General features: G+C 51.5%; 14 protein-coding genes and 1 riboswitch. Of the genes, 7 read left to right on the top strand and 7 right to left on the bottom strand.

Features of this window, described 5'->3' with window-relative positions; all coding sequences use genetic code 11:
- Positions 1-23: 23 nt before the first annotated feature.
- Positions 24-668, bottom strand: a complete 645-nt coding sequence (locus ACO0K8_RS08375; protein ID WP_422946200.1) for a hypothetical protein — start codon at positions 666-668, stop codon at positions 24-26.
- Positions 669-828: 160 nt separating this feature from the next.
- A riboswitch (yybP-ykoY riboswitch) is annotated at positions 829-970 on the top strand.
- 93 nt (positions 971-1,063) lie between these two features.
- On the opposite strand from ACO0K8_RS08375, the gene ACO0K8_RS08370 reads away from it, so the two are divergent.
- Genes ACO0K8_RS08370 through ACO0K8_RS08360 form a run of 3 tightly spaced genes read left to right on the top strand, consistent with a single transcriptional unit; the run spans position 1,064 to position 2,826 of the window.
- Positions 1,064-1,636, top strand: a complete 573-nt coding sequence (locus tag ACO0K8_RS08370; protein ID WP_422946199.1) for a TMEM165/GDT1 family protein — start codon at positions 1,064-1,066, stop codon at positions 1,634-1,636.
- Positions 1,637-1,648: 12 nt separating this feature from the next.
- Positions 1,649-2,023 carry an arsenate reductase (glutaredoxin) gene (gene arsC / locus ACO0K8_RS08365; protein WP_422946198.1) on the top strand — a complete coding sequence of 125 codons (375 nt, stop codon included), beginning with the start codon at positions 1,649-1,651 and terminating at the stop codon, positions 2,021-2,023.
- On the top strand, positions 2,020-2,826 hold the full coding sequence (locus ACO0K8_RS08360; protein ID WP_422946197.1) for a hypothetical protein: 807 nt from the start codon (positions 2,020-2,022) through the stop codon (positions 2,824-2,826). Before arsC ends, ACO0K8_RS08360 begins: the two co-directional genes overlap by 4 nt.
- Before the next feature lie 10 nt (positions 2,827-2,836).
- Here the strand turns inward: ACO0K8_RS08360 and ACO0K8_RS08355 are convergent, their stop codons facing one another.
- From ACO0K8_RS08355 to ACO0K8_RS08335, 5 genes are all read right to left on the bottom strand, one after another.
- Positions 2,837-3,481, bottom strand: a complete 645-nt coding sequence (locus ACO0K8_RS08355) for a LysE family transporter (RefSeq protein ID WP_422946196.1) — start codon at positions 3,479-3,481, stop codon at positions 2,837-2,839.
- 161 nt (positions 3,482-3,642) lie between these two features.
- Positions 3,643-5,226: an HDOD domain-containing protein gene (locus tag ACO0K8_RS08350; protein ID WP_422946195.1), complete on the bottom strand. Its 1,584-nt coding sequence runs from the start codon at positions 5,224-5,226 to the stop codon at positions 3,643-3,645.
- Between the two features lie 7 nt (positions 5,227-5,233).
- On the bottom strand, positions 5,234-6,868 hold the full coding sequence (locus ACO0K8_RS08345; protein ID WP_422946194.1) for a tetratricopeptide repeat protein: 1,635 nt from the start codon (positions 6,866-6,868) through the stop codon (positions 5,234-5,236).
- Between the two features lie 382 nt (positions 6,869-7,250).
- Positions 7,251-7,448, bottom strand: a complete 198-nt coding sequence (locus tag ACO0K8_RS08340; RefSeq protein WP_422946193.1) for a DUF2905 domain-containing protein — start codon at positions 7,446-7,448, stop codon at positions 7,251-7,253.
- 176 nt (positions 7,449-7,624) lie between these two features.
- Positions 7,625-8,818: a class I SAM-dependent methyltransferase gene (locus tag ACO0K8_RS08335; protein ID WP_422946192.1), complete on the bottom strand. Its 1,194-nt coding sequence runs from the start codon at positions 8,816-8,818 to the stop codon at positions 7,625-7,627.
- Between the two features lie 58 nt (positions 8,819-8,876).
- On the opposite strand from ACO0K8_RS08335, the gene ACO0K8_RS08330 reads away from it, so the two are divergent.
- The 3 genes from ACO0K8_RS08330 to ttcA are packed head-to-tail and all read left to right on the top strand — an operon-like array spanning position 8,877 to position 11,042.
- Positions 8,877-9,686 carry an SDR family oxidoreductase gene (locus tag ACO0K8_RS08330; RefSeq protein ID WP_422946191.1) on the top strand — a complete coding sequence of 270 codons (810 nt, stop codon included), beginning with the start codon at positions 8,877-8,879 and terminating at the stop codon, positions 9,684-9,686.
- A gap of 16 nt (positions 9,687-9,702) precedes the next feature.
- Positions 9,703-10,101 (top strand): dihydroneopterin aldolase, encoded by a 399-nt coding sequence (locus tag ACO0K8_RS08325; RefSeq protein WP_126127219.1) that lies wholly within the window; start codon positions 9,703-9,705, stop codon positions 10,099-10,101.
- A 14-nt stretch (positions 10,102-10,115) separates the two neighbouring features.
- Positions 10,116-11,042 carry a tRNA 2-thiocytidine(32) synthetase TtcA gene (gene ttcA / locus ACO0K8_RS08320; protein ID WP_422946190.1) on the top strand — a complete coding sequence of 309 codons (927 nt, stop codon included), beginning with the start codon at positions 10,116-10,118 and terminating at the stop codon, positions 11,040-11,042.
- 150 nt (positions 11,043-11,192) lie between these two features.
- Here ttcA and ACO0K8_RS08315 read toward each other — a convergent pair whose 3' ends face one another.
- Positions 11,193-11,840, bottom strand: a complete 648-nt coding sequence (locus ACO0K8_RS08315; protein ID WP_422946189.1) for a DUF4272 domain-containing protein — start codon at positions 11,838-11,840, stop codon at positions 11,193-11,195.
- Positions 11,841-12,142: 302 nt separating this feature from the next.
- Between ACO0K8_RS08315 and ACO0K8_RS08310 the strand changes: the two genes are divergently transcribed.
- A complete protein-coding gene (locus tag ACO0K8_RS08310; protein ID WP_422946188.1) occupies positions 12,143-14,479 on the top strand; it encodes an ABC transporter substrate-binding protein in 2,337 nt (778 codons plus the stop codon).
- Positions 14,480-14,508 lie beyond the last annotated feature (29 nt).

The following is a 14,508-nucleotide window of genomic DNA, read 5'->3' as shown; positions in this document are numbered from 1 at the left end:
GTCAGCGCGACGCCACACTCATCTCAACTTGGGGTCTTAGCCAGACTGACGGTATCGCCGCTGGGGATACCATCGGCCTTCCAGCGATCAAATTCAGTTTGTATTGCGACCAGAGTTTGCTGACTGATTTCGGGCAAGCTGCCACCTAAAATTTTCTTAGCCTGCTCAAACCCTAGCTCGACTGCCGCCCGAATTTTGTCGATTTTTGCAGGGTCGCCGCCGATTGCGCCCTTGGCAAAACTGAGTATGCGCTCGGCGGTTTTTTGCACGCCAAACTCACCGTCAGGCGCGATGGCTGCTTTCGCTGCGTCTATCGTTTTCGGATCTACCGTCAACTTTTGCTCACCGCTCACCACTTTCTGCAAATTCAAACCTTGTTGCTCTATCAGCGGTCGTATTAAATCGATAATTTCTTGCGCCTTGCGATCTGACTCTTCCAGCAGGGCAGCCAGATCGGGTTTTTCTTTGGTTTGGTTCACACGTGGATCGCTGTAAGTAAAGGCGGTACTGCTGCTGGCACTGGCAGACAAACTAACACTATCTTGTGACAGCGTCGGGCTAGGGACGCTACGGGTAAGCGTCTCGGCGTGTTCATTGTCCCTTAACTTGACGGCAGTTTTTGTCGCTGGCAAGGGGCTGGGGGCGGGATTACTGATACGGACAGTCATGATGTACTCCTTTTTGTTTACTGTAAGCAAACTGAGTAATACAGATAAATACGGATAAATACTGGGAGGCAATATGCTTTACGATATTGATCTAGCATAGTTTATATCGACCGGATTACCGAAAAATCAAGGGCAAAGCTGCAATACGGTATAATTGAGGCTCATATTCATTGGGGAGTAGCCTCTTTCAGCCAGCTGAAAGAAGCGCATCAACATACTTGGCCATCCGGTCATGGTGCGTTTAATCAAGATAGAACTTTTCGCCGTAGCAATTTAGCGTAAGTCCTACAAAATTTTGATTTGGCAAGACTTTTGATATATGCGTTTCCGCTATCCAGGGATGGGGCGGGGAACGTGTGTATCATCAGTTTAATCGCCCTATCCCAAGACTAATCATGGAAGCTTTCTTCGTCTCTACTCTTGCTGTCGCCGTGGGTGAAATCGGTGACAAGACTCAGTTACTCGCCCTTTTACTGGCGGCCCGCTATAAAAAACCGATTCCCATCATCCTCGGCATCCTGGTTGCTACCCTCGCCAATCACGCTTTAGCTGGTTTGCTAGGGCATTGGGTGGTCAGCCATATCTCTTCGGAAGTGCTACGCTGGGCCTTGGGCTTATCGTTTCTGGGAATCGCCGCATGGACCCTAAAACCGGATGAAATGGGCGATGAGGGCATCAATGAAGGTCGCTACGGGGTATTTTTATTAACCTGCGTGACCTTTTTTCTGGCCGAAATTGGTGACAAAACCCAATTAGCGACCGTCGCGCTGGCAGCCAAATATACCAATCTGCCGTTAGTGATAGCCGGCACTACGCTGGGCATGATGATTGCCGACGTTCCAGCAGTATTTCTGGGCAAGATCGCTGCACCGAACTTCCCTTTCAAACTGGTGCGCTGGATCGCCGCAACGCTGTTTGCCATCTTGGGCGTCCTGGTATTGCTGGGTATCGGCGACAAATTTCTATAAATAAACAAAGCTATGATTACCATCTACCACAATCCTCGTTGCTCCAAATCGCGTGAAACTCTGGCATTAGTGCAACAGATTTCCAGTGAACAGAATCTGCCACTGGAGGTGGTAGATTATCAAAAATCGGCGTTAAATTTAGCGCAACTACGGCATTTGAATAAGCAGTTAGGCGGCAACGTAAAAGAAATGCTGCGCGAAAATGAAGATGAGTTTTCTAGTCTAGGCCTTCATCATGCAGATGATGAAGCTTTACTGGCTGCGCTTGCTAATCATCCGAAATTACTCCAAAGACCTATCGTCAGCTATCTGGACAAAGCAGCGATAGGGCGACCACCAGAATTTGTGTTGTCGCTATTTAAAAACACCACTAAGGCATCCGCATGAGCGAATTTATTTTAACCGCAGGCAGCGTCGTCAAATTTGGCACGATTTCGACTGCTTTGTACCCTATTTTTCGCCATGGCATTGCACCGGATACACCCAGAGAAGGCTTTCAGGAAGGACGCGAAAGCTTGCCGTCCTCGGGTATTTATGTCGGCGAGTTGATGGCCTACTTTGCCGCCTGCGGTGCTTTTTGCAATGCCACCAGCACTTTGCATGCTGCCCATGAAGAAGTGATGTCGCGCTTTGTGCAGCAGCTGCAAAACGCCCACGGTGAAAAGCCTGTCATGCCAGAGTTGGAAGAGATCGCGGCGCAAGCGGGTTTGCCAGTGATACTAGAAATCACGTTGGAAGAAGATTGCGTCTTGCTGGCAGACGATCAATTCATTGCCGATGGGAATGCCGAAAAAAGCTGGAAACTCTGGCGTAGCGGCACCTTGACACGCGCCGCTGGAATTCCGGCTAGCTGGATCAAAAAATTCTACTTCCCGCGCTTGCTCGATTATCGCGATGTCGCCAGTGGCCGTAATACCAGAGTGTTAGAACAAACCACAGACAGCGCATTGATGGTCGGTGGCCTGATGCAGTCCTGGCACAAAGATACCCCCGGCGATCTATTGTTGGCCTTCAAGAAGCAATATGGCCGCATCAACTTCTCACAATCTAGTGCTTTTGACGAAACCGCTCTGGAGCGTTTTTTCAATCTAAGCGCCATGCTCGACCCCGCCACCCGTCTCCTTAATCAAATGACGATCTGGCAGGATGTCGATGCACTGGCCAAGAAACAGCAAATACCGCTGGGCTAAGACAAACGGCTCATGCTGCAGGGTTGCGCTTGACGAAAAACAGCGCAGCCCCGATCGCCATCAAAATACCGCCAAAAAACCTGTTTTGCTTTTTTAATAGAGCTGGATCGCGAAAGAATCGCTGCATGGACGAAGCGGCAAATGCATAGCTATGCATCACCACCAAATCCACAAAACACATGGTCACACCGAGTATCAATAGCTGCGGCAAGACTGGCGCATGCTGACTGATAAATTGCGGCAACACCGCCACCATAAAGATAATCCCCTTGGGATTGGTAGCATTGGTAAAAAAGCCTATCAAAAAGCGTTTGCGCCAGCTCGGCACCAGTGTTTGTGGCAGAGCGACATCGGCGTCGATAGGGCTCAGCACTTTGGCGCGCCATTGGCTGATACCAAGATAAATCAGGTACAAGGCACCTATGGTCTTGACGGTGTTAAACGCCACTTCAGATGCCATCAACAGAGAACCGACACCGGCACCGGCGATTGCCAGAATCAATAACAGGCCCGCCTGCAGGCCGATAATCGTGCCTGTGGTTTTTTTTACGCCAAATGAGAGCCCATGCGACATCGATAAAACCGCGCCGGAACCAGGCGAGATAGCGATCACGCAGGCAGCAAGAAAAAAGGTAAACCAGGTAGTGAAGGGCATGATCAATTCAAACGAAATTGGTGGAGGCTTCGAGTCTAACATAGGACTCACGCAAAATTTTCCCGCCAGGCGCAGCGCCCAAGAACGTAATAAGTACCCATAGTACGATTGGGCGAATGCATGCACGCTGGGGCTGGTTTTGCTTAAATCCAATACACGCTCTAGCCGCGCATCATGGCCGCCATCAGCTGACTCTTAAGAGTTTTAATCAGCGCAGTCTCATCGGGCGGCACCCCTTCCTCGGCAGTCAAGGCGCGGTCGGCGTAAAAAAAGCCTATGGACTTTTTTTGCAGGACTAGCGGCAAAATAATAAAACTGCGTGTATCTGGCAGCAAATCTTTATGCCATTGCGGCAAGAGGTTTTGTATCTTGGCGACCGAGGCGTCGGAAATCATTAGATCGACGTTATTGCTCATGGCCAGGTGAAACACATCTTTTTCTTCTTTGACCGGAAACACAAAACGTCGCTGTCGTTCGGCATAAAGTTCACCGACCGATACCCTTGCCACATATGCCCCCTGTTTCATGTCGCGCAGGCAAGCGGTGGCAAAACGAAAACCCATAGCGCTGTACAGAGTCTCTAGTACCAATAAAATCATGTCGTTGAGTTTGACCTGATCCGAGGCCATCATCTGCATCACATCCTGCACTCCAGCTAACAACAAATCTCTGGCATTGCCGGGTTTGCCGCTGGGGTGACGCGGCGCAACTTGCAGTGCCGCACTATCAAAAGTGCTCAACATAAACTCACTGTCTAAGACTAAACTGGCGTCAGCTTCTTCGATCAGTTCGAGTGTGCCGACCTGACCATTTTGTAATAAGGCTATCCCCATACTCTCGGCCAGCTGGCGAGTCTCTAACTCGACCCTGGTGAGCATTTGCTCGAAGTGCGCCTTATCAAATTCCAAGGCCTTAGCAAAGCGCGGTAGCAAAGCACTGCAACGTGCTGCCAAACTCTGGCCAGTTGGCTGCGTCCCTGCTGCAAACATGATGCCGGCCACCGCATCACTAAAACTCGCAACCTGCTTTAACCATTCGCTGCGATGTTGCGCCTTTTTGACTTCGCCACTTGGTAAAGGGCCCAGCGATTGTATGATGGTGTCAGGGATTTTCCATTCCTGTAACACCGCTTCGCCAAATCGCGCGTAACTACAACCGAGCAAGAGATTGGCCGCGTCACTGGCCTTGTCGATCTCGCTCAGTTCCATGATATGGATGCGTTCATGTAATTGGTGATCGAAAGAAGCCAGCAAGACCTTGCCAATATTCTTAAACAAGGCTGCCACCGCTGCTTCTTCGGCATCGGAAAACTTACTGCGTTGCGCTAATTCGCGCGCGACTATGCTGGCACACAGAGAGTGCACCAGCTCTTTACGCACACTGCCCGCATGTTGTTTATTGCTGAAACCATCGACCAACAGCATCGCCAGTGCGCTGGTTTTAACCGCATTAAACCCTAGCAAAAATATGGCGCGCGACACCGTCGTCACAGGTGCGCCTGCGTGGGCGCGGTATTGCAGCGTGTTAGAGAGTCTGAGAATTTTTTGCGTCAACGCGACATCGGCCAACACAAAGTGCGCCAGTTTGGAAACCGGATCTTCACCGGATGAAGTGATCTCCAGAACCTTGGCGATCGAGATGCCTAAAGTCGGCAAATTTTCATCTTCTTTAATTTTTTTGAGCAAACGCTCGCGTGGCAATTCTTGTAGCGATTTTCCAAAATATTCTGATGAATGAGCGGACATGCAGCACCTATTTTTTTGTTTTATTTTGGACTATCGTAATGCCATATTTTTTCTGTAATTCATCATACAAACCACGGATCGCCTTCATCCGCGGATTCATAGGATCAAGCCGGGCGGCGGCAGCGATCAGACTCTTGGCTTGCTCGCCTATCTTATTATCCCAGCCTAAGTTTTCCAGACATTTGAGGGCGGCCAGAGCGGCATTCATCACCACTTGCGGATTATCTGGCGATTTTTGCGCTGCGCTCGCCATCAAATCGAGTGAGCCGCGGAAATCGCCTTGCTTGGCTTTTTGCACCCCTAGCGCGACCAACTCCATGACCTCCTTCTGACTCCGTTGCGCCAATTCTTTACCCAAATGCCCTTTGCCTGCGCTTTCAAATACACCGATAGCGCGGCTCATCATTTTTTGATCGCCGGCGTTACGCATCACATCCATGATGACTTCTGAAGCGGCCTCTTCTTTATCGTTTTCCAGACAGCTTTTAGCCAAACCCAATTTATTTTCGGTCGACAAACCTATGTCTTCGCGACTGGCTAGCACGGCGGCATCGAGCTCGTCGCTGAGTCTGGCGTCGCCGGTACCGGCATGCACCATCGCAGCCGAAATGGCACGGCAAGCTGCGGTTTTTTTCAGTCCGACCATGTTTTTTTCCATGTCGCGTATCACCGATTTGGCCTGATCGTGGTCGCCCTTCTTGACCAAGGCGCTGACCAGGTTGAGATGGTCTTCGGGATCGCGGAACTCTGAAAATTTAGCCTTGCTAACAACTTTTTTAAACACAGTCTCGGCCGTTTCTATATCGCCGGTACGCAGAGAAATCTCACCAAGTCTGCGTAAGCGCCGCACCGCATGTGGTGACACCGAGACTGCGGTATCGAGCACATCTTTCGCCTCCGGCAATTGACCTGCTGCTTCATGAGTCTTGGCCAGCCAGTCGTAGGCATCCATATACTTATCGTTCTCGTCCACCAGCGTCTTTAAGATCCCTTCCGCTTCGTCGAAGCGGCCTTGCATGAACAGGGTTTTTGCCAAACCCAGCTTGGCCCACGCCACCGCTCTCATCTCAAACACCTGTGTGTACAGTTGCTCGGCTTCTTCGGCCTCGCCGAGTATCACGTACAGCTCAGCGCGAAAGCGCATAAAGTCGATCAGATAACGCGGATAATTGTTTTCGCCTTCAACGCAAGCGGCGATCGCTTCTCGGATCGCGCCCTGCTCCATCAAGCTATACACTTCGATGAACGCCTTACGCTTTTCTATCGCTTTCATGACGCGTTCTAGCAGCGTGTCGGCAGTAAATGGTTTGAGCAAATAATCGGAAGGTGCCAGCTCAGCCGCGCTGACCACCTTGGCGTAACCACGCTCGGCCGTGACCATGATGAAGATGGTGGATAAAGGGGTGAGTTTGTGATGCCGCACATCTTCCAGCAATTGCTGGCCGTCCTGACCTACGCCCAGATCGTATTCGCACAAGACCAGATCGAATACTTTGGCCTGTATGGTACGGGCCGCGATACCGGCCGTATGAGCATGCTCGATCTTACTAATGCCGCATAAGTTGAGCATATTATGCAAGCTCACGCGCATGCCCGGATTGGGCTCGATCAGCAAGGCTCGAAAATCACTCAAATCGCTCATGAAAACCTTTAGCGTAATATGTTCTATCTGGCAGATGAATCTCTAGACAATGGCGGTTGCAGTATGAGAACCTTGCTTTCATTATAGACAGGATACGGCTAGTAAGCCGCGACTTATTGGCGCAAACAGCAGCCGATTTTCCATCCGCACTGCCAGCAATACGCTTATCGATATACACGTTGACGGTTAGGCAGCGCGCAAACTTTACTTTTCTTATGGCAATAAAAACAAGACTTAATAAAGAATTTGGATTATTTTTTCTGTTGCGAGACACAGCTTTGCTGCAATCGTCTCGCCAATGTACGAACTTGCCTTAGGCCGCTTTAGGCGTCTTGTTGAAAAGTTCAGGGGACAAGCTGCATCCTCAAGCGCCAGCGCGGCGCTATTTCAGAAAGCGCGCGATCAGCAATACCGCCAGCGACAACAGGATGGTGGAGGCAAACGGTAGCGAGAACACGCGCCCAAACAACTTGAAACGCAGATCGCCAGGCAAGCGTCCTATGCCGAGTTTTTCTAACCAGGGCAAGAGCGTAGAAAACACGATCAATGCAATAAATATCACGACTACCCAACGTATCATTTTGATTCCCTTAGAAATGCTGACTGGTGCTGACTGGTGCTGATTGATGCAGAGACAGATACTCCCCCAATATTTAAAATAAATCTCTTGTTTACGCATATGTATCAAGCGATGTTTAAAAATACTAAGAGGGAGTATATAAATTCCTGCGAATATTCTCCATTTAAGAAGCGCGCTTACAGCCTGTGGCTACGATCATGTCTTTGTAATTCTGGCGCTAATTGCGCCCCGCAGCCGACCACTAAGACCTTAAACAGCTCGCCCATTTCTGCCGGCGAGACCAGTTTTTGCAGCGCATTGGCAGCCGGTAGATAGCGCCGCACATCGTCCACTGGGATCCGTAACAGTATCTCGCCTATACCTGCTTCGAGCAAAAATCCGGCCTGACTGGTGTAGGCCAATAGCTCCAATCCGTCCTCCAGAGCTGCACTAGCGATGGCAGTAAAATCCACGTGCGCCGTAATATCTTGCAAACCTGGCAAATAGAATGGGTCGGGATGCGCGTGATGTCGGTAGTGGCACATCAGCGTGCCCTGTATGCGCTGATCCAGATAATATTCGTGGGCAGGGAAACCATAATCTAGCCAGATTGCGACCCCGGCCTTGCCATTTTGACTGTGACCAACTAGCAACATTTGCGCCACGCTATGCATAAAACCGACCGCTACCGCATGCACTTCCGTCGTATAGCCAGGTGCAAAATTCTCCGCATCTGGTATCTGCGCCACCAACTGCGCAGCTGCCTGGCGCGACGCTTGCAATACAAAAGCGCCTTGCGCATCGAGCACGACATCGAGCTCGGCCCAGCCTTGTGCAGTCTTTTTTAGCAGCGCAACCGGCATCGCGTCTAACACCTCATTACCGAGTACCACACCGGAAAAAGCCGCCGGCATAGTTTGCAACCAGACCACTTGCGGGAAGTCTTTCAGTAACTCTTCTTGTCTGGCTCTGAGCTCTCCGGACAATTCCACGATAAAATAGCGCTCTAGCGCAATTCCTGAGGTTTGACATTCCGATAAGAAGTCAAACGCCAGCCTACCGCTACCGGCACCGAACTCCATGATATTGGCCGAGGTTTGCAGGAATAATTTGGCGCACACTTGCGCCAGCGTGGCACCGAACAGAGCGGACATTTCCGGTGAGGTTGTAAAATCCCCGTCTTTGCCAAGTTTAATCGCGCCGCCGCTGTAATAACCGAGTTGCGGCGCATACAAGGCCAGCTCCATATAGCGCGCAAACGAGATTGCGCCAGCGTTGGCGGCGATCTCGGCGCAGATCACTTGTCGCAAGGCGCTAGAAGCGGCTTGCGCATCAGCACTGGGGACGGGAAGAGATAATTTGTTATTGGGTGTGGGATTAAGAAGTCGCATACCGCCATTGTAGTACCGCAGGCTATCGAAACTCTATAGAAAACGCAGAAATCCATACATGAGCCAGCCAACTAATAGTACAGCACAGCACTCGCCACGCGTAGCCTTAGTCACCGGCGCCGCCAAACGCATCGGCCGCCAGATCGCGCTGAGCCTGGCGCAGCGCGGCTGGGACATCGCCGTGCATTACAGCCGCTCTGCTGATGAGGCCGCCAGCCTGGTCGCTGAAATCCAGGCATTGGGCCGACGTGCGCACGCCTTGCAAGCCGATCTGGCCGATGAGGCCGCGGTGCAAAGCCTACTGCCACGTGCCATCACCGCACTCGGAAAAATCACCTGCCTGGTAAATAACGCCTCGCTGTTTGAGCAAGATGATGCTGCCAGCTTTAGCACTCAGTGTTTAAGTAAACACATGCAAGTCAATCTGAGCGCGCCGCTGCTATTGACGCAAGCCCTACATGCCGCCACCGCCGAAACTGAGCAAGCCTGCGTCATCAATTTGCTGGATCAAAAACTGTATAACCTCAATCCCGATTTTTTGTCGTACACCTTATCCAAAGCCGCGCTGCAATGCGCCACCACCACGCTGGCGCAGGCTTGCGCGCCACGCTTGCGGGTGGTCGGCATCGCCCCTGGCATCAGCCTGATTTCTGGCGACCAATCCGAGGCCGATTTTGCGCTAGCGCATCAACGCACCCCATTAGGCCGCTCCAGCACTCCCCAGGATATCGCCAATACGGTATGCTTCGTGGCCGAGGCGACGGCAATTACCGGCACCACGATCTTAGTCGATGGTGGCCAGCATTTGATTCCCCTGCAGCGCGATGTGATGTTTCTCGCCAACGCCCAACCAGTTTCACCTATCTAAGTCAGCAAAGCCCAATATGTTATCTATCCTGCATCACCCTCAACTCGCTGATTGCCGCCGCCTGTTTTTACGCAACTACGAAGTCTCTATCAACATCGGCGTGCACGAGTTTGAAAAGAAAGGTGAGCAGCGCGTCATGATCAATGTCGACCTGTACATCCCGCTGGCCTTGTCGACCCCAAAAGCCGATCATCTCGATGAGGTCGTCGATTACGATTTCATGCGCAGCACCATTGCGGCACGGGTGTCGCAAGGCCATGTCCATCTGCAAGAAACTTTATGCGATGACGTCGCCACTATCATGCTAGCCCATCCACGGGTACGTGCGGTGCGGGTCTCGACCATGAAACCGGATGTCTACCCGGACTGCGAAGGCGTAGGCGTAGAAGTATTTCAGATCAAGAACGAAGCGTAATTAAGAAACCTATCATGCAAGCAAACACAGTTTTAGAGCAGTCGCTAGTCAGCCAAAAATCGCAGGAAAAAATCACCTACGAAAACAATAAACTGCATAAGCGTTTATGCCGTCAGGTCGGCCAGGCCATAGGCGATTTCAATATGATAGAAGACGGCGACAAGGTCATGGTTTGCCTGTCGGGCGGCAAAGACAGCTATGCCTTACTCGATATCCTGATGACACTGCGCCAACGGGCACCGATTAATTTTGAGATCGTCGCCGTCAATCTAGATCAGAAACAACCGAATTTCCCTGACCATATTTTACCGGCGTATCTGGAAAAACTCGGGATACCGTATCACATAGAAAATCAGGATACCTATAGCATCGTCAAGCGCCTGATCCCGGAAGGCAAGACCACTTGCTCGCTGTGCTCACGTCTGCGCCGTGGCATCTTGTATCGTGTCGCCGATGAACTCGGTGCAAATAAAATAGCACTGGGCCATCATCGCGACGACATATTGGAAACTTTTTTCTTGAATATGTTTTTCGGCGGTAAGCTCAAAGGTATGCCAGCCAAACTGCAATCGGACGATGGCAAACATATCGTGATCCGCCCTATGGCTTACGTCAAAGAAGCCGACTCTGAGCGCTATGCCCAGGTCAAGCAATTCCCTATCATCCCTTGCGATCTGTGCGGCTCACAAGAAAACCTGCAACGCAAACAAATCAAGAACCTGATGCGCGACTGGGAAAAACAATACCCCGGCCGAGTCGAAAGCATCTTCTCATCTTTGTCTACGGTAGTGCCTTCGCATCTGATGGATAAGAATCTGTTCAACTTCAAACAGCTGCAAGCCACCGGTGTGGCCGACGCCAACGGCGATATCGCCTTTGACGAAGAACCCTGCGCAGTACCGACCAGCGGCGTGATCTCGCTGCATCTGGATCAAGACTAGTAGCAAAGCTTAGCCGCGGGCCTTTAAAATGCCCACGGCTAAGGCGCATATACCATGCGGGTTTACAGCCTGCCTGGCCTGCAGCCCGCATGGAATATGCGCGCTGGGCCTATACCTTAAAAATTCTTAAGCAGTCTAACTAGCCAAGGCTTAGGTCTCAGTGCTGACTTTATCCCAGTCGTTTTCTTCTTCATACTGGCAAATCCAGTTGACCGCCTGATGCCATTGCTTGATCACCGTTGCATCGATACTCGCTGGACAGGGGCGGCCGGTCAATTGGGTATGGCGAACTTCCCAGTGCAGGCGATACAGTAAATCTGACCAATCCATAATCGCGCTTTTGCTACGCGGACGTATCGCCGCTTGCAGTTTGTCGGGGGCTTCCAGCGCGTAAGGAAAAAATTTCAATACTGGTTTGAGATTGGATGATGTGGCTGGCACCGCGATCTTGTCGCTCAGGCCGGCGCACCAGGCCAGAAAATACAGAGCTTCCTGGCTCTGTGCAAACTGTAGATAGCTCGCTTCGTCTGGCGCGGCACCGAACAAAAATGCACTCTCCTGTGCCGACAAACAAGACTCCAGCTGATACGTCGCCAGATAGGCGCGCATAGGCAGGCAATCACGCGCCTGCGCCGCCGTGCTGACCGCCCACAGCGCGAGCATGCGCGCCAACAGTTGATCGGGCTTACGCAGTGTCACTTCCTCATCGGATTCGATGACGTGCAATTGCACATTAATGCGTATGCCGCGTTTATGCAATTGCAGCTCTGAGGCTTCTTTGCGTTGTTCTGGATTCATGGATAAAATTTGCTCATCACGGGCGATATTCAATAAGGATAGAATTATGCCATGCGCGCAGGTGCAGACCAGCGCTATCACACCGTGGCGTAATTTATGATTTAGCCTGATTGACGCTGCGCTAGCACTAGACATAGTCCACATGAAAACGGCGAAAGTACGAAATAAGCACGAAATATGCACGAAATGCACTTTGCTTTTCTTAGAAAAAATTACTATTATTTCAACAATGGAGCACGAGCCGGTATCGCGTTCTGCCTCTTTGGATGAAAGCGATCGCTGCTCACGACTAAGGCTGTCATATGAAGTATTTGAAGCAAGTTGTCGTTAGGTTCGCCGCGCCACGCTGCTTAAACATGCTGCTTAGCTGGCTGAGCTGGCTGAGTTTGGCGTATCTGCTGAGCAGCTTGCTGGCGCCTGCCGCTTATGCGCTGGATCACATTAATCTGCAGCTCAAATACCTGCATCAATTCCAATTTGCCGGTTATTACGCCGCGCTGGAGAAGGGTTACTATCAGCAGGCTGGGCTCGACGTGCAGATAAGCGAGGGCAAAAACGGCAGTGAGCCGCTAGATAATGTGCTGGCCGGACGGAGCCAGTTTGGTGTCGGCAGTAGCAGCTTGTTACTGGCGCGCCATGCGGGTAAACCGGTGGTGGTAGTCGGTGTAATTTTTCAACATTCGCCGTATGTACTGCTGACCCCACAAACCGGGCCCACCCAAACCATCCACGACATTGTTGGCCAGCGCGTGATGCTGGCCGCCCAATCGGAAGAAGTGTTGGCCTATCTGAAAAAAGAAGGGATAAGCTTAGACAGCATTATCCAGGTCGAACATAGCTTCGATCCCAAAGACCTCATTAACGGCAAGGTGTATGGATTTTCTGCCTACGCCACCAATGAAACCGATTTTTTGGAACAAACCGGGTTCGCCTATCAAGCGTATTCGCCGCGCTCGGCAGGTATCGATTTTTATGGCGATAACTTGTTTACCAGCGAACAGGAGATTGCCAACCATCCGGCCCGCGTTAAGGCCTTTCGCGATGCCAGCATGCGCGGCTGGCAGTATGCGATGAGCCATACGGAGGAAATCAGCGATCTGATTTTGGCCAAATATTCACAACGCAATAGCCGCGAGCATTTACTGTATGAGGCCAAGCAAATGATGCCGCTGGTACAACCGGTACTGGTAGAAATCGGCTACATGAACCCGGGCCGCTGGCAGCATATAGGCGAGGTGTATACAGAATTGGACATGTTACCCAAACAGTTTACGCTGCAAGGTTTTTTGTATGACCCGAATCCGCCCCCCGATTTACGCTGGCTGTATCGCAGTCTAGCCGCTGGTATCGCGCTCACACTGATCGCCTGGCTGATCCATTTAAAGCGCCTGAATCAGGAGCGTCGTCAGGCGCAAGAACTGATCAAACTCAGTGAAGAGAGGCTGAACTTTGCGATGGAAGGGGCCGGCTACGGTGTCTGGGATTGGGATGTCGGCAGCGGGACCGTGCTGTTTTCTGAGCGTTGGCGCGAAATGCATCAGATTGCGCACGACGCGCCCTTAGCCGATTGGGAGCAGTGGATACATCCTGACGATCTGAAGAGCGTCAAAAACACCATGAATGACTACCTGAACGGCAAGACCAAGGCCTACATCAGCGAACACCGCGCCTTGAACCAGGACGGCAGCTGGCTGTGGGTGGTGGATCGCGGCAAGGTAGTGAGCCGCGATAGCGACGGTCATCCCCTGCGCGTTGTTGGCACCCACGTAGATATCAGCGAACGCAAGCAACACGAGGCGATGTTACGGCAATTAAATGAAAAACTAGAATCGCGCGTGGAAGAGCGTACGCGCGAGCTCAGTCAGGCCATGGAACAAGTCATACAGTCGGAAAAACTGGTCTCCCTGGGCTCGCTGGTGGCTGGCATTTCGCACGAACTCAATACCCCTATCGGCAACACCCTGATGGTGGCCTCCACGCTCAATGACAAAATAGGCGAACTCAACACGATGGTGTTAAGCGGCAGCCTTAGCCGCAGTAGTTTGAACCACTCTTTGCAAGAGTGTCAGGAGGCCAGTGCACTGATCGTACGCAATACCCTGCGCTCCAGTGAGTTGATCAATAGTTTCAAACGGGTTGCGGTCGACCAGACCAGCGAACGCAGGCGCACTTTTGATCTCAATATACTGGTGCAAGACATACTCAACACGCTGGGGCCAGCCTTAAGACGCGCCAAGGTCGAGGTCGCAGTGCAGATTGCGGCCGGCATAGAAATGGATAGTTTCCCCGGCCATCTGGAACAAATCCTGAGTAATCTGGTCATGAATTCACTGCATCACGGCTTTGATCAAAAAACAACTGGACATACTGGACATATAAGCATTAGCGCTCAGCAGCTACAAGAAAGAATAGAACTGCTGTACCAGGATGACGGGATGGGAATCGCTAAAGAGTTGCAGCACCGTGTCTTTGAACCCTTCTACACCACCAAGCTAGGACAAGGCGGCTCAGGTCTGGGCTTGTCTATCGTCTACAACCTGACCCATGCGATTTTCAAAGGCCAGGTACTGCTAGAGAGCGAACCTGGTCAGGGCGTGCGCATGGTGTTTAACATACCGGCGGTGACTCCGGCCGCATAAGACGACCCAAACACATCGTCCTGCGCGCA

It is taken from the genome of Undibacterium sp. Ren11W (assembly GCF_049340485.1).
GTDB lineage: Bacteria > Pseudomonadota > Gammaproteobacteria > Burkholderiales > Burkholderiaceae_D > Undibacterium.
Note: the sequence above shows the minus strand (reverse complement) of the source record. Positions and strands in the feature narration are given on the sequence as shown.

Bases quoted from the DNA above. Each gene is read 5' to 3' on its own strand.
- arsC (WP_422946198.1), top strand. From the start codon at position 1,649: ATGATTACCATCTACCACAATCCTCGTTGCTCCAAATCGCGTGAAACT.
- ACO0K8_RS08375 (WP_422946200.1), bottom strand. From the start codon at position 668: ATGACTGTCCGTATCAGTAATCCCGCCCCCAGCCCCTTGCCAGCGACA.
- ACO0K8_RS08345 (WP_422946194.1), bottom strand. From the start codon at position 6,868: ATGAGCGATTTGAGTGATTTTCGAGCCTTGCTGATCGAGCCCAATCCG.
- ACO0K8_RS08355 (WP_422946196.1), bottom strand. From the start codon at position 3,481: ATGCCCTTCACTACCTGGTTTACCTTTTTTCTTGCTGCCTGCGTGATC.
- ACO0K8_RS08360 (WP_422946197.1), top strand. From the start codon at position 2,020: ATGAGCGAATTTATTTTAACCGCAGGCAGCGTCGTCAAATTTGGCACG.
- ACO0K8_RS08315 (WP_422946189.1), bottom strand. From the start codon at position 11,840: ATGAATCCAGAACAACGCAAAGAAGCCTCAGAGCTGCAATTGCATAAA.
- ACO0K8_RS08330 (WP_422946191.1), top strand. From the start codon at position 8,877: ATGAGCCAGCCAACTAATAGTACAGCACAGCACTCGCCACGCGTAGCC.
- ACO0K8_RS08335 (WP_422946192.1), bottom strand. From the start codon at position 8,818: ATGCGACTTCTTAATCCCACACCCAATAACAAATTATCTCTTCCCGTC.
- ACO0K8_RS08370 (WP_422946199.1), top strand. From the start codon at position 1,064: ATGGAAGCTTTCTTCGTCTCTACTCTTGCTGTCGCCGTGGGTGAAATC.
- ACO0K8_RS08310 (WP_422946188.1), top strand. From the start codon at position 12,143: ATGAAGTATTTGAAGCAAGTTGTCGTTAGGTTCGCCGCGCCACGCTGC.
- ACO0K8_RS08325 (WP_126127219.1), top strand. From the start codon at position 9,703: ATGTTATCTATCCTGCATCACCCTCAACTCGCTGATTGCCGCCGCCTG.
- ttcA (WP_422946190.1), top strand. From the start codon at position 10,116: ATGCAAGCAAACACAGTTTTAGAGCAGTCGCTAGTCAGCCAAAAATCG.
- ACO0K8_RS08350 (WP_422946195.1), bottom strand. From the start codon at position 5,226: ATGTCCGCTCATTCATCAGAATATTTTGGAAAATCGCTACAAGAATTG.
- ACO0K8_RS08340 (WP_422946193.1), bottom strand. From the start codon at position 7,448: ATGATACGTTGGGTAGTCGTGATATTTATTGCATTGATCGTGTTTTCT.